Below are 19,725 nucleotides of genomic sequence, written 5' to 3'. Positions count from 1 at the left end.
GCTCTCCTTATCCTTTCATACGTAGCTGGCGCCAGGTTTCATCGGCCAGCCTGATAAATTGTTGCTCGCCGGTTTGTCGCCAGCGGTATTCGAACCACCCTGCTTTTAGCATAATGACCCAGGGGTGCCATAATCGTATCTGTCGCCATAGCTGCCGGGCGTCGATTCGCGCGCGCGCGGCATAAGCGTCTGCCAGTTGTCGGTGCTGGCGTTCATCCTCAACCCATACTGCCGCCAGCTCCAACGCAATATCGCCGTCTCCGGCATACTCCCAGTCAATCAGTTTCAACCCGGCGGACGTTAATACTATATTGTCGCCATGGACATCCATATGCAAAGGCGCGAGCCGCAGCGGGCGAGGTTCACCGTTTTTTTGCAACTGTTTGAGCCGCCGCAACCAAAACGGCGTACGCCTTGCCGGATCGCAACACGACCAGTACTGCGCCAAGAGTGGCGATAGCGCAATACGCCAGCCAAAACGCGGCTGTTGATGCAAATGATACAGTAAGGCCGCGAGTTCGTCGGCATCTGGCAGAGCGGAATTTACCACACCATGCAGATATTCTACCGCCATCCAGCCTGGCGTATAAAAAAGCGCTCGCGGCGCAAGACTGGCCGGCAATTGGGATAAAGCGTGGTAATGGCGTAAAAAATGGGCTGGTGGAGCGTCGGGATCGTGATGACGGCGCAGCACGACACGGTGAGTATCGTGGGCAATAATACAGCTCCCGCCGCTTAGCCCCTGCGATGCGGCGACGGCGGGACGATACTGTGGAAAATAGCGCGACAGGATCTCGTCGCGCGTTAAGGGATTATTGTTGTTGGACCGCACCTTTACCTGACCAGATTATCTCGCCAGTTTGCACCAGCATTAACTGCATCTGTAATGCAGGCGCGTTAACGTTACCGGATGCGCTGGAGTAAAGTACATATTGCGCCCCGACATTGCGCGCAATGCCAATAGCTTTACTGCGCGTTCCCAGACTATCCTGCGGAGACAATCCTAACTGCTGTTTTGCCATCGAGAGTTGCTGTACGGAGACCAGCGTAAATTTACCGTTGTTAGCCAGCGCATTACGTAACGTTTCCGTTGCCTCGTTCGCATTTAACGCCCCATTCGTCCGGTTATTCACGCTGTCGACAAGCAATACGCTTCCGGCCGTCACGCCATCAGCCTGCAACATTTTGCTGACCAGCGGTTGCATCGCGCCGTTCCAGTCATAGTGGCGCACCTTAGGCGCTGGCTGGCCCGTTTGATCTTCATGTTCGATCGGCCCCGGTTGCTGTGGAATGGTTGGCACAGACGGCACAACAGGAGGCTGTGGCGGCTGCGCGGGTTGTTCTGGCGCTGGTTTTACCTCTTCAACTGGCGCAGGTTGACGTTGCGCCATACACCCGGAGAGAAATATCGCCAGCGCAGCAATGGCAGCGTAGCGATGCATTTTTGTCATCAAAGTTCACTCCTCACAAATAAAGATAAAGCCTGACCTTATGCGCCCCCAGATAATTGGCGCTGCCAAATAGCGTTACCGACGAACGCGCGGGTATGGTTACGCTACGCGGCGCCTCCAGCGGATGCATCTCCAGCCCCCGCGCGTCATACCAGTAAAACCGATAATGAACGGTAATGGGCTCTTGCCTTTCGTTATAGACACGGGAGGAGGCTGATGGCTGGATATCAGACGCCGACAGTTCAGGCGGCTCTGCGGTGACGCCCGCCGCCAGAACCGTGGACTCCATCACCAGCGACTGCGCGTCGCTTACCGGAATTTCAGGGTGTGACCGGCAGCCGGTAAGCAGCAGTAAGCCCAGAGAAACCGCGATGCATCCTTTGATCATACTTACAAGCCTTTATGCGCCAGCATCGGGCCTAGCGGGCGACCGCCCAGTAGGTGCATATGGATATGATAGACCTCCTGGCCCCCATGACGGTTGGTATTCATGATTAAACGATACCCGTCTTCGGCAATGCCTTCCTGTTCGGCGATTTTCGCCGCCACGGTGATCATCCGACCTAACGCCTGTTCATGTTCCGCCGTCACGTCATTGACGGTTGGGATCAGGATATTGGGAATAATCAAGATATGCGTCGGCGCCTGCGGTGAAATATCACGAAAGGCGGTGACCAGCTCGTCCTGATAAACGATATCCGAAGGGATTTCACGACGAATAATTTTGCTGAATATAGTTTCTTCTGCCACGACGTTTTCCTTTTTCATAATAGCCCTTGCAGCGCACATGCTACGCCGAGCCATACTGCGAGTATAGAGTATGAGCGAGTTACCGACGCTCTTTCAACTTTAACCCACGATTTATTAAGCGAAAAATGACTACATGCCGGACTTACCGCCATATCCCCCTGCCATGACGCCTTTGTACGCTTAAAAAATATTTTTAGTTTCCCTGTTTATACCGTTTTACACATTTAATACAAATGCGTATATTTCTCATTTGTATTTTTATGCGCATTTACTAGCGAAAAATGAAAAGGTTCAACGTCATACGTCCTGAACTGACCCCAATAACAAGCAAGGATTTTCAGATGTCTTTCATTCAATACCGCCGGGACAAACACCTTCAGTCCACCGCCGCACCGTCGCTGTTAGCCATGGGTATGGCGATGGCATTTATGCCTGCCGCCTTCGCGGCTGAGGATACCGTTATTGTCGAGGGCGCGACGACCGCTGACACCGTAAACCGTGAAGAACAAGATTACAGCGTGAAAACGACCGCAGCGGGCACCAAAATGCCGATGACTCAGCGCGATATCCCGCAGTCGGTCAGTATTGTCAGCCAGCAGCGTATGGAAGACCAGCAGTTGCAAACCCTGGGCGAGGTGATGACCAATACGCTGGGGATCAGTGGAAGCCAGGCCGACTCCGATCGCATCAGTTATTACTCGCGCGGGTTTGAAATTGACAACTATATGGTTGACGGTATTCCAACGTATTTTGAGTCCCGCTGGAATCTGGGCGATGCGCTAACGGATACCGCGCTGTATGAGCGCGTGGAGGTGGTTCGCGGCGCGAATGGGCTGATGACCGGAACCGGTAATCCTTCGGCCTCAATTAATATGATCCGTAAACACGCCACCAGTCGGGAGTTCAAAGGTAACGTCTCTACAGAATACGGTAGCTGGAATAAGCAGCGTTACGTCATGGATCTGCAAAGTCCGCTCACCGCGGACGGCAATGTCCGTGGGCGCATCGTGGCGGGTTATCAGAATAATGATTCCTGGCTGGACCGCTATAGCAGTGAGAAAACGTTCTTTTCCGGAATTGTCGATGCCGATCTGGGTGCAACCACTGGCCTTTCAGCCGGTTATGAATATCAAAAAATTGATGTCAACAGCCCAACCTGGGGCGGTCTGCCGCGCTGGAACACCGATGGCAGCAAAAACAGCTATGACCGCGCGCGTAGTACCGCCCCGGACTGGGCTTATAACAACAAAGAGATAAATAAATTCTTCGTCACGCTTAAGCAGCGTTTTGCCGAAAGCTGGCAGGCGACCCTGAATGCGACCCATACTGAGGTCAAATTCGACAGTAAAATGATGTATATCGATGCGTTAGTGGATAAAGAGACAGGTACGCTGGTGAGTCCTTATGGCGCAAGCTACCCCGTGGTCGGCGGTACTGGCTGGAACAGCGGCAAGCGCAAAGTAGATGCCATAGATCTCTTTGCCGATGGCGCTTATGAGCTGTTTGGCCGTCAGCACAATATGATGTTTGGCGGCAGTTATAGTAAGCAGAATAACCGCTATTTTAGCGCCTGGGCGAACGTCTTTCCGGACGACATTGGCAACTTCAGCGCCTTTAACGGTAATTTCCCCCAAACCCACTGGGTGCCACAAAATCTGGCGCAGGACGATACCACGCATATGAAATCGCTGTATGCCGCTACGCGCATTTCGCTGGCCGACCCGCTACATCTGATTCTTGGCGCTCGTTATACCAACTGGCGTGTTGATACACTGACTTACAGCATGGAGAAAAACCATACCACGCCGTATGCCGGGCTGATTTATGATATCAACGATAACTGGTCCGCTTATGCCAGTTATACCTCTATCTTTCAGCCGCAGAATAAACGTGACAAAGCGGGTCAATATCTGGCTCCGATTACCGGTAATAACTATGAAGCGGGCCTGAAGTCCGACTGGATGAACAGTCGTCTCACCACCACGTTGTCCGTGTTCCGCATTGAGCAGGATAACGTCGCTCAGGCAACCACTATTCCCATCCCTGGCAGTAATGGGGAGTTTGCCTGGAAGTCTACTGACGGAACGGTGAGCAAAGGCGTCGAATTCGAAGTGAACGGCGCAATTACCGATAACTGGCAGATGACTTTCGGGGCTACCCGGTATGTTGCCGAGGACAATGAAGGTAACGCCGTGAACCCTAATCTCCCGCGCACCAGCGTGAAGTTATTCACCCGCTATCGTCTGCCGGCGATACCGGAGCTGACGGTCGGCGGCGGCGTGAACTGGCAGAATCGGGTTTACAAAGATACCACGACGCCGTACGGCACTTTCCGCGCCGAACAGGGCAGCTATGCGCTGGTCGATCTGTTTACCCGCTATCAGGTGACGAAAAATTTCTCCGTACAGGGAAACATCAACAACCTGTTCGATAAAACCTACGACACCAATATTGATGGTTCCATTGTTTACGGCGCGCCGCGTAACGTCAGCCTCACCGCTAATTATCAGTTCTGACAGACTGTCGGAGAGCGGCATGTAAAGCGCCATTAAAAAAGGCAGCCGAATGGCTGCCTTAATTCTCCCCAACATCATTACTGCTTAGCTGTTACGGATGTACTCATCCATTTCCGTTTTCAGGTTATCGGATTTCGTACCGAAAATAGCCTGAACGCCGGAACCCGCGACGACAACGCCCGCTGCGCCCAGTTTCTTCAGGCCAGCCTGATCCACTTTCGCTACATCGGCTACGCTCACGCGCAGACGCGTGATACAGGCATCCAGGTTAGTAATGTTCTCTTTACCGCCAAACGCCGCAACCAAAGCCGGCGCCATTTCGCTGGTCGCGCCCGCTTTTGCGTCATCAGTAGTGTCTTCACGACCCGGCGTTTTCAGATCCAGCGCTTTGATCAGCACGCGGAACACGGTGTAGTACACAATCGCATAACCGGCGCCAACAATCGGGAACAGCCACAATTTGCTGCTGTTGCCGGACAGCACGATAAAGTCGATCAGACCGTGGGAGAACGACGTACCGTCACGCATCCCCAACAGGATACAGATCGGGAATGCCAGACCTGCCAGGATCGCGTGAATAATGTACAGGATCGGCGCCACGAACATGAAGGAGAACTCGATAGGCTCAGTAATACCCGTCAAAAACGAGGTCAGTGCGGCGGAAATCATGATACCGCCCACTTTTGCGCGGTTTTCCGGTTTAGCAGAGTGCCAGATAGCAATGGCCGCAGCCGGCAGACCGTACATTTTGAACAGGAAGCCGCCAGACAACATACCCGCCGTCGGGTCGCCCGCCATATAGCGCGGAATGTCGCCGTGGAATACCTGGCCCGCAGCGTTGGTGTATTCGCCGATCTGCATCTGGAAAGGAACGTTCCAGATATGATGCAGACCAAACGGCACCAGGCAACGCTCGATAAAACCGTAAATGCCAAACGCGACAACCGGGTTCTGATAAGCCGCCCACTGCGAAAACGCCTGGATAGCCGTACCGACTGGCGGCCATACGAAAGACAGCACCACACCGGTAAAAATAGCGGCCAGACCCGAAATGATCGGCACGAAGCGTTTGCCCGCAAAGAAGCCCAGATACTCAGGCAGTTTGATACGGTAGAAGCGGTTAAACATATACGCTGCGATTGCACCGGAGATAATCCCCCCGAGAACACCCGTATCAGCAAGGTGTTTAGCGGCGATCTCTTCAGCAGGTAAATGCAGAACCAGCGGCGCAACCACAGCCATGGTTTTCACCATGATGCCATACGCTACTACCGCCGCCAGAGCCGAAACGCCATCGTTGTTGGTGAAGCCCAACGCCACGCCGATAGCGAAAATCAGCGGCATATTGGCAAAAACAGATCCGCCCGCTTCCGCCATAACGTGCGATACAACGGCTGGCAGCCAGCTGAAGTTAGCGGAACCGACACCCAGCAGGATACCTGCGATAGGGAGTACGGATACCGGCAGCATCAGCGATTTACCGACCTTTTGCAGGTTAGCAAATGCATTCTTAAACATAATTGAGAGTGCTCCTGAGTATTTGTGCTTTTCTACGTTCTCACGCATTGGCGAGGGGGGAGAACCCCGCCGTGGACAGGACATCTAAGTGCCCTTTTATTTATTACACAGAGTAAAATAAATACGCCTGATTTTGTTTGACGGCTATCACGTTTCAACGCCAGATAGCCTAAAAAGTATCACATTCTGCCAAAATGAGTTTCTGAATGTTTCTATAAGCTGGTTCACCGCCCATTTTGTGGCGGTGAACTTTACGCGTTTTACTTATTAATTACGAGCTTTAAAAAAACTCGTTTAACGGATTGATGACAGGCGAGACGCGTCAATATGGAACAGGCGAGCAAAGTTATCGGTGGTGGTCTGCGCCAGTTCTTCAACGGCAACCCCTTTCAATACCGCCATATATTCTGCGACGTCGCGTACCATCGCAGGCTGGTTCTCTTTACCGCGATGCGGCACCGGCGCCAGATAAGGAGAATCGGTCTCGACTAATAACCGATCCAGCGGCACATAACGCGCCGCATCACGCAACTGTTCAGCGTTACGGAACGTTACGATGCCGGAAAAAGAGATATAAAACCCCAGATCCAGCAATTTGCCGGCCGTTTCTCTGTCTTCTGTAAAACAGTGTAGTACGCCGCCGCAATCCGTCACTTTTTCTTCGCGCAGGATAGCCAGCGTATCGGCACGCGCGTCGCGAGTATGGACAATTACCGGTTTATGCAATTCGCGGCCAATCTGGATATGATGAATAAAAGACGCCTGCTGGCGGATTTTGGTCTCAGGCGTGTAAAAATAATCAAGCCCGGTCTCGCCCATCGCCACCACATCGTCTTCTGCAGCAAGGAGGCGCAGTTCTTCTACGTCATATGCTTCATCCTGATTTAACGGATGCACGCCGCAGGAAAAGACCACATTCTCGCGCTTGCCCACCAGCTCGCGCATATGGCGATACCCCGGCAGCGTCGTCGCCACCGCTAAACAGAACTTCACATCGCGCGCGGCGGCTTTCGCCAGCACATCGTCCACGTCCTTATGCAAAGATTGATAATCCAGACCATCAAGATGGCAGTGTGAGTCGACTAAAAACATAATGTCTCTCTCAAAGATGAGGAACAGGCAACAAGGTGCCTGGTTGCAGGTAATGCTCGATGCGGAGAATAAGATCGGTTAATACCAGTTCGCGGTTTAATCCGGTCACATGAAGTAATTGATCACGACAGTGGCAAACATCGTTCAGGATTGCCTGAATACGCGCCGGGGATAGCGGCCCCGCCAGCGCGGCAACAACCGCGTCCGCATCAACGTTTGTCAGGTACGACGCGCCGTGCTGACGTTTAAGAGCATCAACCAGCAGCGTCGCCAGCCAGTGCAGGCGCGCCGGGGCTTGCTCATGATTGAGCGCCGTTAATAACGCATACCAGTCGCCCGTATGTAAACTGTCCATTAACGCCTGACACAGCGCCTCACGCTGCGCCCAACGTTCAGACTGCAACAGCGCCAGCGCGGCGCCGGGCGACCCCGCATTCAGGCGTAGTGCCGTGAGCAATGCTTCTTGTGACGCCGTCACTTCTCGCGATAGCCATGACATCGCATACGATTCGGACGGCGGCGCCAGATGATGCAGCCGGCAGCGGCTGCGTAATGTCGCCAACAGACGAGCAGGCTCCGGGCTGGCAAGGAAAAACCAGGTTTGCTCCGGCGGCTCTTCCAGCGTTTTGAGCAACGCATTGGCAGCGGCGTCGGTTAATAGCGCCGCATCCGCAATCCACACCACCTTCGCACCGCCCAGACGGGAGTGCTCGTACAATTTCTCGCTGACCTCGCGTACCGCATCTACGCCGAGGCTGCTTTTGCCTTTATCCGGCGTCAGCGTGTAATAGTCCGGATGCGTGCCAGCCTGCATAAGCTGACAACCACGGCAATGCCCACAGCTTTTGTGGCCCTCAGGCTGCTGGCATAACAGATAACGGCTCAGCGCATAGCACAGCGCCTCGTCGCCCATGCCAGGTAAGGCCTGAATCAGTAGCGCATGGTGCCCACGTCCCGCCTGGTAACTTTCTACCAGTTTTTCATAGGCGGGCCGTAACCATGGATACCATTTCATGCCGCTTGCTCCTGCACCCACTTCGTCACCGTGGCGCGAATGTCGCGCATGACGGCATCCAGCGGCTGGGTCGCGTCAATGGTGCGGATACGCGAGTCTTGCGCCGCCAGTTCCAGATAGCGCGCGCGAGTCCGGTTAAAGAAATCAAAAGATTCCTGCTCAATGCGATCCAAATCGCCGCGCGCTCTGGCGCGTTTTAGCCCGACTTCCGGCGTGACATCCAGATACAGCGTCAGGTCAGGGCGAAAATCGCCCAGCACGGCATCGCGTAGTGTCGCCAGCATGGTTTGATCAATGCCGCGCCCTCCCCCCTGATACGCCTGGGTCGAGAGATCGTGGCGATCGCCGATCACCCATATGCCTTGCGCCAGCGCGGGTTTGATTACCGTTTCGACGAGCTGTACGCGAGCGGCATAAAACATCAGCACTTCCGCTTTATCGGTAATCACTTCGTCGCCTACCGATCGAATATCCAACACCAGACTTCTTAGTTTTTCGGCAAGCTGCGTACCGCCCGGCTCACGGGTAAAAATCATATTACGAATACCCAGTTGCTCAAGGGTCTCCACCACCACGTCGCGCGCAGTGGTTTTTCCGGCGCCTTCCAGGCCCTCGATGACGATATAATTACTGCCCATTTTTTTCCTTAAGCACTTTCAGGTACTCCTGCACTGACCGATTATGGCTGGCAAGATTGGTGTTAAATGTGTGACCGCCTTTACCGTCGGCCACAAAATAGAGATACGGCGTTTTCGCCGGATGCGCCGCCGCCTGCAATGACGCTTCGCTGGGCGATGCAATCGGTCCTGGCGGCAGCCCGGTTATGGTATACGTGTTATAAGCCGTCGGCTTTTCCAGATCCGCACGCGACAAGTTACCATTATAACTCGTCCCCATCCCGTAAATCACGGTGGGATCGGTCTGAAGGCGCATACCGATTCTCAGGCGATTAATAAAGACTGAGGCCACCTGATCGCGTTCGCTGGCGACAGCCGTCTCTTTTTCAATAATCGAGGCCATTGTCACCAGTTGGTTCTGATCTTTATAAGGCAGCCCCTCGGCCCGACCTTTCCAGACAGTATCGACAGCTTTCACCATCTTTTGATGCGCTCGCTTGAGAATAGCGACATCGCTGGTGTTGGCGGTATACATCCAGGTATCGGGCCAGAACCACCCTTCTACCCATTCCGGATGCGCAAGCTTTAGTGCCTGAGCGACAGTGACGTAGTCATCATCCGGCAATGTATGGCGAATATACGGCGCCTCTCGTAACTGTTTCAGGTAATCGCTAAGGCGCATCCCTTCCACAAACCGCAACGGGAATTGCGCTTCTTTGCCGCTCTCCAGCAACTCAAGCATCTCCCGTACGGTCATCCCCGGCGTAAAACGGTAAGTTCCCGCTTTAAAGTGCGATAACTCAGGCTCCACGCGCAGCAGCCACTGAAATACCCGGGGGCGATTAATGATTTTTTCATCATAAAGCTGGTCGCCAAGCGCCAGCCGCCCCGTTCCCGCCTTGAGCGTAAAGATAGTCTCGTTTTTAATAAGTAACGTGCTGTTCGCCAGATGGCGAACTTTCCACATCCCCACGCCCGCGGCAATACCCAGCACAACCAACAGCAGAAGGAAAACGCCTGACAATTTTTTCATAACTAATTCGGATGCTCACAAAATGGGGCTAAAAATTGAAACAGTGTTCGCGAAGAATACGACGTCCCGTGATAGGCGCGTATGGGAATAATCGGCATTAGCGCGTTGCAAATGATAATCTCATCCGCCTGCCTGACCGCCTCCTCTCTCGCCTGTACTTCAAGAACCTGGAAAGGAGATTGCGCCAGTTGGCGTAAACAAAATTGTCGCATAATGCCGTTCACCCCAGCCTGATCCAGACGCGGCGTAAAAACAATGTCGCCTGTACGCCAGAACAAATTAGCCGCACAGCATTCCGTAACCCATCCCTCGCTGTCAAGAACCAGCGCCTCATCGGCGTCCGTCTGCTCAAGATGAGAGCGAATCAACACCTGTTCGAGGCGGTTCAGATGTTTTAATCCGGCAAGATAAGGATTGCGCCCAAGCGGTATGGGACTAAGGGTAAGAGTAATCCCCTCGTCTTTCCAGCGGGCGTAGTGGGCAGGATAAGGCGACACGCTAAGAATCCGTGTGGGTGATTGACAACTGGCGGCGCTGTAACCGCGTCCGCCTGCGCCGCGGGTAATTACCACTTTCAGCACGCCTTCCCGATGCGGTTGTGCCAGGTGGCGCATCTCTTTTGCTAATACATCCCAATCGTTAAAGGGGATCGCCAAACGAGAGCACGTTTCTTCCAGGCGAGCCAGATGACGGGAAAACAGGGTAATCTCCCCCGCCGCGATCCGAGCAGTGGTAAAGCAACCGTCTCCGAACTGCACCCCCCGATCATTCACCGCGAGTCGTTCAGTGGATTGGCCGTTAATCAGATACATTCATCCTCCAGATAACCGCCCATCAGAGTGTCAGGGGAATGGCCTGCGCGCAAGGACTTTGCCAGCAAGATAACACGTTATTTCTCAGGTTTTCCTTATTTTAATAAGAAAAGGCATATTTATGTTAATCATAACAATAATATTAATCACAACATCTTAAATGACACAGTTAATTTACTGGGTGAATATATTTAGCAAAACAAAAAGCATTAATTAGATATTATTTATGGTCATAACTTTCACAGGTAGTCAGAATGTAATCGAGTATCGCCTGACGTTACTCTATCATATTTAATATTACAATTAGAAAGTCATGAATTAATATATTTATTACTCAAAGCCATATTTATCGTGCGCTGAGTAATATCTACGTATCGTAGTCAACCATGAAAGGATATTTTTAATGAAAGGAAAATTTGCCGCTACCGTATTATTCACCGCAATGGGGCTTGCTTCGACTGCAATGGCTCAGGATGGCCAGGTTAATTTTACCGGCAAAATCATCGAAGCAGGTTGCGAAATTAACGGCAGTGTCACCAGTTCTCAGGATGTCAAGCTGGGCGAGGTCTCTAAAACAGCGTTTACCAACGCTGGTTCAACGGCAGCAACCACCAAATTTTCACTGGTATTAACCGCCTGCCCTGCAGAGCTGTTGGGAAAACCGGTTTCCGTAAAATATGACGGTATGCCGGACACCCTGAATAACGACTATCTACAAATCACCGGTTACGGTACTACCGGCGTCGCTAAAGGTGTCGCTATCCAGTTGTTGAATAGCGATACCAGCGAACTGCCGCTGGGTACTGCGTCTAAATCCGTTACCATTGCCTCCGATGCGGCAGAAGAAACGAACCTCGACTTTTTCGCCCGTTATATCGCGACAGAAGATAGCGTATCAGGCGGCGAAGCCAACGGCGTCGTTAACTTTACCCTGACCTACAACTAATCGCGCGGAATTTATTCTCTCGTTTTAGTAAACCAATAAAGCCGGATGGACCCGGCTTTGCTTCAGAGATACTCCATGAATAAATATAGTTTACTCACTGCCGCCACGCTTATATTCACTACGGCAACCGTACAGGCTGGTGTTATTATCGGTGGAACCCGTATTATTTATAACGGCGATAAAAAAGAAACGTCGATTAGCGTTAAAAATCCGGACCAATCTTCTTATCTCATTCAGTCATGGAGTGACGCCGGGGAAAAAAGCAGCGATAAATCGCCGTTTATGGTCACGCCGCCGCTCTTTCGTTTAGGCGCAGGGCAGGAAAATAATCTGAGAATTCTCCGTACTGGCAGCAATCTGCCGGAAGATCGTGAGTCCCTCTACTGGATGAATATTAAGTCGATCCCATCGACGACGGAAAAGCAGGATAACGTTAACACTCTGCAAATTGCGGTGAAAACCCGCATTAAATTAATTTACCGTCCGCAGGCGTTGACGGAGCAACCGGAAAACGTCACCGCGAAGCTGACCTGGCAGCACAGCGGTAACCGTCTTACCGTGACCAATCCTACAGCCTACTATATGAACTTCAGCACGGTGAAGATAGGAACCAGCACCGTGAAAGACGCTACCTATGTCGCGCCGATGAGCTCCGCCAGCTTTACCGCGCCCGCCGAGGCCAGCGGCGACGTAACCTGGACACTTATTAACGATTTCGGCTCTATCGGGTCTGAACACCGCACTCGCCTGTGAGACCACATCGAAAGGATATCGGGATGAATGCAGACGCATACAAAAAAATAATGACGCTCAGTCGAATCGCCTGCTTTATCGCCCTGCAGTGCGCACTGCCAGCCAGTAACACTGCGTTTGCCCGCGAATATTTTAACCCAGCGCTGTTGGGGATCGACGGGCCGGGAAAAGAACTTACCGATCTTTCCGCTTTTGAAGAAGGCATCGGCCAAATGCCTGGCACCTATCGCGTTGACGTCATTGTGAATAAAACGTCCGCTGGCGTGCATGACGTTAATTTTGTTATGCAAAAAGATACGACAGGCAACACCACTCTGCAGCCCTGCTTCAGCGTTGACTCACTGCGCGAGTTCGGTATTCGTACCGACGCGTTTCCAAATCTTGCTGATCACGGCGACTGCGCTAACCTGGCGGCGATCCCGCAGGCCAGCGCCGAGTTCGCCTTTGAACGCCAGCAGCTACGGCTGTCTATTCCGCAGGCCGCCGTAGACAGCCATGCCCGCGGCTACGTCGCCCCGGAACGGCTCAATGAAGGCATTAACGCCCTGCTGCTCAACTATAGTTTTTCCGGCGCCAACACCGAAGCGCGCCGCGGCGATATGATCGACTCTGACAGCTATTATCTGAGCCTGCGTCCGGGCCTGAATATCGGCCCCTGGCGCATTCGCAACTACAGCACCTGGAATCGCAACGTCAACGGCGATAGCGCCGATGAAAGCTGGGATTCGCTCTACACCTACGCCCAGCGCAATATTATCGCGCTGAAAAGTCAGCTAACGCTCGGCGACAGCACCGCGCCCTCCGAGCTGTTTGATAGCGTGCCGTTCCGCGGCGCGCAGTTGGCCTCCGACGATGATATGTTGCCTGATAGCCTGCGCGGCTACGCGCCGGTGGTGCGCGGTATCGCCCGTACTAACGCGCAGGTAATTATCAAACAGAATGGTTACACCATTTATCAAAGCTATGTTTCGCCGGGCGCATTTGAGATTACCGATATGTACCCGACTGGTAGCAGCGGCGATCTTGACGTCACAATTAAAGAGGCCGACGGTAGCGAACAGCATCAGACGGTGGCCTTCGCCTCTCTGCCTATTCTGCAGCGCGAAGGGCGGCTGAAGTACAGCGTGACCAGCGGCCAGTATCGCCCCTATGAGAGCGATATCGACAAAAAAATGTTTACCCAGGCCACCCTGATTTACGGCCTGCCAGCCGGGTTTACGGTATATGGCGGAGGCCAGCTCTCACAACACTACAAGTCCCTGCTCACCGGGCTTGGAAAAAACCTCGGCGAGTTGGGTGCCGTCTCGGTGGATGGCACTCAGGCATGGTCAACGCAAAAAGATCAGGATAAAGAGAGCGGCCAGTCCTGGCGCATCCGTTACAGTAAAAATATTCTCGAAACCGGCACCAATATCTCTATTTCGGGTTATCGCTACTCTACATCGGGCTACTACACCCTCCAGGAGGTGCTGGATACCTGGCGTGACGACGAGTCGCAAAATAATAACGACCGCCGCCGCAACCGTGCTGAATTTCAGCTTAACCAGAGCATCGGTGAGAGTCTGGGGTCACTGTCGCTCAATGCCATTAGCGAAGATTACTGGAACAGTGACCGGAAGATGCGCTCTCTCGGTGTGGGTTACAGCAATAACTGGAGCGGCGTGACGTACAACATCAACTACAGCTATAACCGCAATACCACCGACAGTAACGACAGCGACAAAATCTACGATGAAGATCAGGTCTTCTCACTGAGCATAAATATCCCGCTCGACCGCTGGTTGAGCCACAGTTACGCCACCTACAACCTGAATACCAGCAAACGGGGCAATACCAACCATACCGTCGGGTTAAACGGGTCAGCGTTGGAAGACAATAACCTGAACTGGAGTCTCCAGCAGAGCGAAACGAATCACGGTGAAGGCAATGGCGGTTACGCCAGCCTCGATTATCAGGGGACCTACGCACGAATGAATGGTGCCTACAGCTATGACAACGACCAGAAACGCGTTAACTACGGCATGGAAGGTGGCATTGTTGCCCACGCACATGGCGTCACACTTAGCCAGTCGTTGGGCGAAACCTCAGCACTGGTAGAAGCCCCTGGGGCGAATGGTGTTACGATAGGCAACCAGACGGGTGTAAAAACTGACTTCCGCGGTTACACCGTGGTGCCTTACGTGACGCCGTACCGTGAAACCGCCGTCTCACTGGATACCGAAACGCTGCCTGATGGTGCTGACGTCGACCTGACCAGCCAGATGATTACCCCCACGCGCGGTGCAATTGTACGCGCACATTTTGATACCCGTATCGGTAAAAGGGTACTCATGAATTTGTCGCGACCCCCTACGGAGATGGTGCCATTTGGAGCGCTGGCAACGATAGAGGGTCAATCTGCGGATAAGAGCTTCATCGTGGGTGACCACGGGCAAGTCTACCTTACCGGTGCGCCCGAACGCGGAACCTTAAAGGTAACGTGGGGCCGTACAGCGAATGACACCTGTCACGTAACATTCAATTTAACAGAAATGAATGCTGCTGATGGTGTGATGGAAACGCAAGAATCATGTCGTTAATAACGATGACCATAATCGTCATAAGGAAAACGCATTCGTGAAAAAAACAGTCGGCCTTGCGTTGTTAATATCTGTGTGTCCTTTGATAACATCCATTGATGCTCTTGCAGGTATCATAAATACAAAGAATGCAAATACATCAACTAAACCTTATAAATTCAGCTCATTTACTATGCCGAGTTCGGCCGGGGGGACAACCTGGTTTGATGACTGGGGGGAACACTGGGCATTGCCAATAATAGCTAGCAGCGAAAAAGGTTATATTGATTTTACTGTGAATGGCGAACCGACAGGGGGAACGACTACTAATGACGCAACGGTATATAAAACCAGTAACCCGGGTGTAGGCATTGCCTATCAAATGACTTACACCCCTGCGGGCGTAGTAGATCCGGATAAAGATTATACGGCGCCATTTCGTTTAGACATCAATAGTAATGTCAACTCGTCCGGCGACCTAATTATTCGCTACATGCTGGTGCGTTTAACGGATGAACTACCGGCGGGCCCCATTACTGAGGTGCCAAGCGTTACTGTTTCTTATCATAACCCAGCGGGTAGCGGGTATGGAGATGTGACTTTCGTGGCCCGTTCTGGTGTGGCCAGTCAGCCAAAGTATACGGCTTGTGGAATTAACGCACCAACAGAAATTAAACTCAACCCACTTTATGGGAATAACCTAAAAACGGGTGCACAAAATAGTATTCAGGCACCGACGATAACGCTCACAAACTGCCCAGGGGCCATCAATGGTATCTCTTATAATTTTTCCGCAGTCTATGGAGCCCACGACGAGGCCAATGGGGTTCTTAATACTGTAACGGGTGATACCTACGCGAAAAATGTTTATGTGCAGATACAGAATACCGATGGTACGCCTCATACAATTAATTCAGCGATCGCGATTCAGAATTATAACGGCTCCGGGAATTATGCGTTGCCTGACTTTAAAGTGTCTTATTTTATAGATGATGCTGAAAGCGTAACTGCGGGTAAGGTCAAAACAGCCATTGAGCTTAAAGTTACTTACAACTAATAGGGACTATATATGATCGTTACAAACAGGAAAAAAATAGTGGTATTCATCATTGCGCTTGGTGGGTTATTTTCCTCATCCAGCCAGGCGGTCAATATTGATATTACCGGTACCGTTATCGCCTCACCTTGTGTGGTTAACGGCGGCGATGAATCTCTCGCTATTAATTTGGGGACCGAGATTCAGGCCAATACTCTGGAAACAAGTGGCAGCACTACCCCATGGACTGAAAAGACATTGACGCTCACTGATTGTCCGGCCTCCACCACCTCATTTAGCGTAGCCTTTGCTGGTACCGCCGACACGGATACAGACTTCTACAAAAATACCGGCACGGCCACCAACCTGAAGCTTGAGTTGACGGATGACAAAAGCGAGCACGCCTATAAAAATGGTGCTGCTCTGAAGAACATCGCAATCTCATCCGACACGCATGCCTATGACCTGAAACTGCGCTCCCGTGCAGTGGCAACAGGCCTCGTGATGCCAGGCACCATCGAGGGCCAGGTACAGGCAACTTTCACCTACCAGTAACCCAGGACGGGACAATGGCGCAACAGATAAATAAACTGCTCCCCGCGTTGGCCTGTCTATGGGCGGCAAGCAGTATTTATTCCGTGCAGGCAACCGATATTAACCTGAGCGGTACAGTAATTGCTTCTGCCTGCATCGTGGATACGGGCACAAAGGAACAGACGGTCACGTTCCAGCAGGCTCGCGCCGTTGATTACCTTAAGGTGGGCGATACCAGTGAGTGGCAGGATTTTGAACTGACCCTCTCCTCCTGCCCGCCATCAACCACTCAGGTGACTGCCCTGTTCAGCGGTGATGCCGACACTGACAATACCACCAAATTCGCTAACAGCCAGGGCAGCGCTACCGGTATGGCACTGGAAATTATGACCCGCGATCACCGGACGGAAATCTCACCGGCGGATGCGCTGACCGTGAATGTGAACGACAATGACCACCGGGCCGTTTTCCCACTCTCTGCGCGCATGTACACACCGACGGGTCGCGTAACGTCAGGGGAATTCAAGACTGTCGTCCAACTAACCTTTACGTACCAGTAGCCTTCAGATCAAGAATACGTAAAAAAGCGGAGCGCCTGACGCTCCGCTTTTTTATTCATAACAGTACTGACTAGATACGTTTGAAAATCAACGAACCGTTAGTACCGCCAAAGCCAAAGGAGTTACACAGAGCGTACTCCAGTTCGCTTACCTGGCGCGCTTCATGCGGCACGAAGTCCAGATCGCAACCTTCATCCGGGTTATCCAGATTAATGGTTGGCGGAATGGCCCGATCGCGCAGCGCCAGAATAGAGAAAATAGACTCTACTGCGCCTGCGGCGCCCAACAGATGGCCGGTCATCGATTTGGTCGAGCTCACCATCACTCGGTTTGCGGCATCGCCAAAGACTGACTTAACCGCCTGCGTCTCAGCTTTGTCGCCGGCAGGCGTCGACGTGCCGTGCGCGTTAACGTAGCCAATCTGAGCAGGCTCAATCGCGGCATCACGCAACGCGTTAACCATCGCCAGCGCAGCGCCTGCGCCATTTTCCGGCGGCGACGTCATATGGTAAGCATCGCTGCTCATACCAAAGCCGACGATTTCAGCATAGATTTTCGCACCACGCGCTTTTGCATGTTCGTACTCTTCAAGCACCAACATACCGGCACCGTCGCCCAGTACAAAACCATCGCGTTCTTTATCCCACGGACGGCTCGCCGCCTGTGGGTTATCGTTGCGGGTCGACAGCGCGCGCGCTGCGCCAAAACCACCTACGCCCAGCGGCGTACTGGCTTTTTCTGCGCCACCTGCCACCATCGCGTCCGCATCACCATAGGCGATGATACGCGCGGCATGGCCGATGTTATGCACGCCTGAAGTACAGGCAGTCGCAATAGAGATGCTTGGCCCACGCAGACCATACATGATAGTCAGATGGCCTGCTACCATGTTAACAATCGTCGACGGGACGAAGAACGGGCTAATCTTACGCGGTCCGCCTTTTACCAGCGAACTGTGGTTTTCTTCGATCAGACCGAGACCACCGATACCGGAGCCGATAGCGGCGCCAATACGGCTTGCGTTCTCTTCCGTCACTTCAAGGCCAGAATCCTGCATGGCCTGTACGCCAGCGACAATTCCATATTGAATGAAGGCATCCATCTTGCGCTGTTCTTTGCGCGAGATAATGTCATCACAGTTAAAATCCTTTACTAAGCCAGCAAATTTCGTTGCATAGGCGCTAGTATCGAAATGGTCGATCAGGCTGATGCCACTCTGACCGGCAAGGAGAGCTTTCCAGGTAGACTCTACGGTATTGCCGACAGGAGACAACATGCCCAGTCCGGTCACAACTACACGACGCTTAGACACGGTTGTCCTCCAGGGAGGGAAAATGATTCTAGTGGGACAAAAAGATAAAACTCAGGCGGTCGAACGACCGCCTGGAGATGTTCACTTACGCCTGGTGGCCGTTGATGTAATCAATGGCAGCCTGAACGGTGGTGATTTTCTCAGCTTCTTCGTCCGGAATCTCAGTATCAAACTCTTCTTCCAGAGCCATTACCAGCTCAACGGTGTCAAGAGAATCTGCGCCCAGGTCTTCAACGAAAGAAGCATTGTTGGTTACTTCTTCCTGCTTAACGCCCAGCTGTTCGCCGATAATTTTCTTAACGCGTTCTTCGATAGTGCTCATACTCTTAAATTTCCTATCAAAACTCGCTTTCGCGATGGTTTTCGTAGTGTATAAAATGTTGAAAAATTTGCAACTAAATCCCGGCAGGTCTTACCACGATTTTACGTTATTTTGCGACCTTTCGCCCTAATAACGCAAATATTTTTCAATCGTGATTAAACCATGTACATTCCGCCGTTGACGTGCAGAGTCTCACCAGTGATGTAACTCGCTTCGTCAGAGGCTAAAAATGCAACCGCACTGGCGATTTCCTGAGCGCCGCCGAGGCGACCCGCAGGCACCTGTGCCAGGATACCCGCACGCTGATCGTCAGACAGCGCACGCGTCATGTCCGTTTCAATAAAACCCGGAGCCACAACATTAACAGTAATACCACGGGACGCAACTTCACGCGCCAGTGATTTACTGAAACCGATCAGGCCCGCTTTCGCCGCAGCGTAGTTTGCCTGACCTGCATTTCCCATGGTACCAACCACAGAACCAATAGTGATAATGCGACCACAACGCTTTTTCATCATAGCGCGCATTACCGCTTTTGACAGGCGGAAAACGGATGATAAATTGGTTTCGATAATATCGTTCCACTCATCATCTTTCATTCGCATCAACAGATTATCACGAGTGATACCGGCATTATTAACCAGGATATCCACTTCACCAAATTCTGCACGAATATTTTCCAGAACAGATTCAATAGATGCAGGATCGGTCACATTCAACATCAAACCTTTCCCGTTAGCACCTAAATAGTCGCTAATGTTCTTCGCACCATTTTCACTGGTCGCAGTCCCGATAACTTTCGCGCCGCGGGCAACGAGAGTCTCTGCAATTGCGCGGCCTATGCCACGGCTTGCACCAGTCACCAGCGCAATCTTTCCTTCAAAGCTCATGGTTTTCCTC

The 19,725-nt window shown here is 52.3% G+C and carries 20 protein-coding genes; 7 read left to right on the top strand and 13 right to left on the bottom strand.

The window, feature by feature from the left end; translation table 11 throughout:
- Window positions 1-7 precede the first annotated feature (7 nt).
- From thiK to hinT, 4 genes are read right to left on the bottom strand one after another with little or no spacing between them, the layout of a single operon-like run.
- Window positions 8-832, bottom strand: coding sequence for a thiamine kinase (thiK, locus tag ACLD4K_RS08030; protein WP_411011659.1), 825 nt, complete (start codon window positions 830-832; stop codon window positions 8-10).
- On the bottom strand, window positions 813-1,451 hold the full coding sequence (gene lpoB / locus ACLD4K_RS08025; RefSeq protein ID WP_052931979.1) for a penicillin-binding protein activator LpoB: 639 nt from the start codon (window positions 1,449-1,451) through the stop codon (window positions 813-815). The genes thiK and lpoB overlap by 20 nt, the downstream gene beginning before the upstream one ends.
- Before the next feature lie 13 nt (window positions 1,452-1,464).
- Window positions 1,465-1,839, bottom strand: coding sequence for a YcfL family protein (locus tag ACLD4K_RS08020; RefSeq protein WP_183060537.1), 375 nt, complete (start codon window positions 1,837-1,839; stop codon window positions 1,465-1,467).
- A gap of 2 nt (window positions 1,840-1,841) precedes the next feature.
- Window positions 1,842-2,201 (bottom strand): purine nucleoside phosphoramidase, encoded by a 360-nt coding sequence (gene hinT, locus ACLD4K_RS08015; protein ID WP_001532068.1) that lies wholly within the window; start codon window positions 2,199-2,201, stop codon window positions 1,842-1,844.
- Window positions 2,202-2,542: 341 nt separating this feature from the next.
- Between hinT and fhuE the strand changes: the two genes are divergently transcribed.
- Window positions 2,543-4,717 carry a ferric-rhodotorulic acid/ferric-coprogen receptor FhuE gene (gene fhuE, locus ACLD4K_RS08010; protein WP_411011658.1) on the top strand — a complete coding sequence of 725 codons (2,175 nt, stop codon included), beginning with the start codon at window positions 2,543-2,545 and terminating at the stop codon, window positions 4,715-4,717.
- Between the two features lie 84 nt (window positions 4,718-4,801).
- Here fhuE and ptsG read toward each other — a convergent pair whose 3' ends face one another.
- From ptsG to pabC, 6 genes are all read right to left on the bottom strand, one after another.
- Complete coding sequence (gene ptsG, locus ACLD4K_RS08005; protein ID WP_000475708.1) at window positions 4,802-6,235, bottom strand: PTS glucose transporter subunit IIBC; 1,434 nt, start codon at window positions 6,233-6,235, stop codon at window positions 4,802-4,804.
- Between the two features lie 294 nt (window positions 6,236-6,529).
- The gene (locus ACLD4K_RS08000; RefSeq protein WP_183060541.1) at window positions 6,530-7,327 is read right to left on the bottom strand and encodes a metal-dependent hydrolase; all 798 of its coding nucleotides are present in this window, start codon (window positions 7,325-7,327) and stop codon (window positions 6,530-6,532) included.
- Between the two features lie 10 nt (window positions 7,328-7,337).
- On the bottom strand, window positions 7,338-8,342 hold the full coding sequence (holB, locus tag ACLD4K_RS07995) for a DNA polymerase III subunit delta' (RefSeq protein ID WP_000872450.1): 1,005 nt from the start codon (window positions 8,340-8,342) through the stop codon (window positions 7,338-7,340).
- Complete coding sequence (gene tmk, locus ACLD4K_RS07990) at window positions 8,339-8,980, bottom strand: dTMP kinase (protein ID WP_000535396.1); 642 nt, start codon at window positions 8,978-8,980, stop codon at window positions 8,339-8,341. Before tmk ends, holB begins: the two co-directional genes overlap by 4 nt.
- Window positions 8,970-9,992, bottom strand: coding sequence for a cell division protein YceG (yceG, locus tag ACLD4K_RS07985; protein WP_350379136.1), 1,023 nt, complete (start codon window positions 9,990-9,992; stop codon window positions 8,970-8,972). Before yceG ends, tmk begins: the two co-directional genes overlap by 11 nt.
- 2 nt (window positions 9,993-9,994) lie before the next feature.
- Complete coding sequence (pabC, locus tag ACLD4K_RS07980; protein WP_411011657.1) at window positions 9,995-10,804, bottom strand: aminodeoxychorismate lyase; 810 nt, start codon at window positions 10,802-10,804, stop codon at window positions 9,995-9,997.
- 403 nt (window positions 10,805-11,207) lie between these two features.
- Between pabC and ACLD4K_RS07975 the strand changes: the two genes are divergently transcribed.
- From ACLD4K_RS07975 to ACLD4K_RS07950, 6 genes are all read left to right on the top strand, one after another.
- Entirely contained in the window at window positions 11,208-11,750 is a 543-nt protein-coding gene (locus ACLD4K_RS07975) for a fimbrial protein (protein ID WP_411011656.1), read from the top strand.
- Window positions 11,751-11,825: 75 nt separating this feature from the next.
- Window positions 11,826-12,503, top strand: coding sequence for a molecular chaperone (locus tag ACLD4K_RS07970; RefSeq protein WP_411011655.1), 678 nt, complete (start codon window positions 11,826-11,828; stop codon window positions 12,501-12,503).
- Window positions 12,504-12,526: 23 nt separating this feature from the next.
- Window positions 12,527-15,082 carry a fimbria/pilus outer membrane usher protein gene (locus tag ACLD4K_RS07965; protein WP_411011654.1) on the top strand — a complete coding sequence of 852 codons (2,556 nt, stop codon included), beginning with the start codon at window positions 12,527-12,529 and terminating at the stop codon, window positions 15,080-15,082.
- 37 nt (window positions 15,083-15,119) lie between these two features.
- The gene (locus ACLD4K_RS07960; RefSeq protein ID WP_411011653.1) at window positions 15,120-16,118 is read left to right on the top strand and encodes a fimbrial protein; all 999 of its coding nucleotides are present in this window, start codon (window positions 15,120-15,122) and stop codon (window positions 16,116-16,118) included.
- A 12-nt stretch (window positions 16,119-16,130) separates the two neighbouring features.
- Window positions 16,131-16,652: a fimbrial protein gene (locus tag ACLD4K_RS07955; RefSeq protein ID WP_411011652.1), complete on the top strand. Its 522-nt coding sequence runs from the start codon at window positions 16,131-16,133 to the stop codon at window positions 16,650-16,652.
- A 14-nt stretch (window positions 16,653-16,666) separates the two neighbouring features.
- Complete coding sequence (locus ACLD4K_RS07950) at window positions 16,667-17,191, top strand: fimbrial protein (RefSeq protein WP_411011651.1); 525 nt, start codon at window positions 16,667-16,669, stop codon at window positions 17,189-17,191.
- Window positions 17,192-17,261: 70 nt separating this feature from the next.
- Here the strand turns inward: ACLD4K_RS07950 and fabF are convergent, their stop codons facing one another.
- The 3 genes from fabF to fabG form a co-directional block, all read right to left on the bottom strand.
- Complete coding sequence (fabF, locus tag ACLD4K_RS07945; protein WP_411011650.1) at window positions 17,262-18,503, bottom strand: beta-ketoacyl-ACP synthase II; 1,242 nt, start codon at window positions 18,501-18,503, stop codon at window positions 17,262-17,264.
- Between the two features lie 85 nt (window positions 18,504-18,588).
- Entirely contained in the window at window positions 18,589-18,825 is a 237-nt protein-coding gene (gene acpP / locus ACLD4K_RS07940) for an acyl carrier protein (protein ID WP_000103754.1), read from the bottom strand.
- Window positions 18,826-18,980: 155 nt separating this feature from the next.
- Window positions 18,981-19,715: a 3-oxoacyl-ACP reductase FabG gene (fabG, locus tag ACLD4K_RS07935; protein ID WP_000007236.1), complete on the bottom strand. Its 735-nt coding sequence runs from the start codon at window positions 19,713-19,715 to the stop codon at window positions 18,981-18,983.
- Window positions 19,716-19,725 lie beyond the last annotated feature (10 nt).

The sequence above is a fragment of the Salmonella sp. 741265055_HSA genome (assembly GCF_046569525.1).
GTDB lineage: Bacteria > Pseudomonadota > Gammaproteobacteria > Enterobacterales > Enterobacteriaceae > Salmonella > Salmonella enterica.
The sequence above is the reverse complement of the archived record's forward strand: the minus strand, read 5'-3'. Positions and strand labels throughout refer to the sequence as shown.

Excerpts from the sequence above, each read along its gene's own strand:
- lpoB (WP_052931979.1), bottom strand. The coding sequence starts at position 1,451 with ATGACAAAAATGCATCGCTACGCTGCCATTGCTGCGCTGGCGATATTT.
- ACLD4K_RS08020 (WP_183060537.1), bottom strand. The coding sequence starts at position 1,839 with ATGATCAAAGGATGCATCGCGGTTTCTCTGGGCTTACTGCTGCTTACC.
- fhuE (WP_411011658.1), top strand. The coding sequence starts at position 2,543 with ATGTCTTTCATTCAATACCGCCGGGACAAACACCTTCAGTCCACCGCC.
- ptsG (WP_000475708.1), bottom strand. The coding sequence starts at position 6,235 with ATGTTTAAGAATGCATTTGCTAACCTGCAAAAGGTCGGTAAATCGCTG.
- ACLD4K_RS08000 (WP_183060541.1), bottom strand. The coding sequence starts at position 7,327 with ATGTTTTTAGTCGACTCACACTGCCATCTTGATGGTCTGGATTATCAA.
- holB (WP_000872450.1), bottom strand. The coding sequence starts at position 8,342 with ATGAAATGGTATCCATGGTTACGGCCCGCCTATGAAAAACTGGTAGAA.
- tmk (WP_000535396.1), bottom strand. The coding sequence starts at position 8,980 with ATGGGCAGTAATTATATCGTCATCGAGGGCCTGGAAGGCGCCGGAAAA.
- yceG (WP_350379136.1), bottom strand. The coding sequence starts at position 9,992 with ATGAAAAAATTGTCAGGCGTTTTCCTTCTGCTGTTGGTTGTGCTGGGT.
- pabC (WP_411011657.1), bottom strand. The coding sequence starts at position 10,804 with ATGTATCTGATTAACGGCCAATCCACTGAACGACTCGCGGTGAATGAT.
- ACLD4K_RS07975 (WP_411011656.1), top strand. The coding sequence starts at position 11,208 with ATGAAAGGAAAATTTGCCGCTACCGTATTATTCACCGCAATGGGGCTT.
- ACLD4K_RS07970 (WP_411011655.1), top strand. The coding sequence starts at position 11,826 with ATGAATAAATATAGTTTACTCACTGCCGCCACGCTTATATTCACTACG.
- ACLD4K_RS07965 (WP_411011654.1), top strand. The coding sequence starts at position 12,527 with ATGAATGCAGACGCATACAAAAAAATAATGACGCTCAGTCGAATCGCC.
- ACLD4K_RS07955 (WP_411011652.1), top strand. The coding sequence starts at position 16,131 with ATGATCGTTACAAACAGGAAAAAAATAGTGGTATTCATCATTGCGCTT.
- ACLD4K_RS07950 (WP_411011651.1), top strand. The coding sequence starts at position 16,667 with ATGGCGCAACAGATAAATAAACTGCTCCCCGCGTTGGCCTGTCTATGG.
- acpP (WP_000103754.1), bottom strand. The coding sequence starts at position 18,825 with ATGAGCACTATCGAAGAACGCGTTAAGAAAATTATCGGCGAACAGCTG.
- fabG (WP_000007236.1), bottom strand. The coding sequence starts at position 19,715 with ATGAGCTTTGAAGGAAAGATTGCGCTGGTGACTGGTGCAAGCCGTGGC.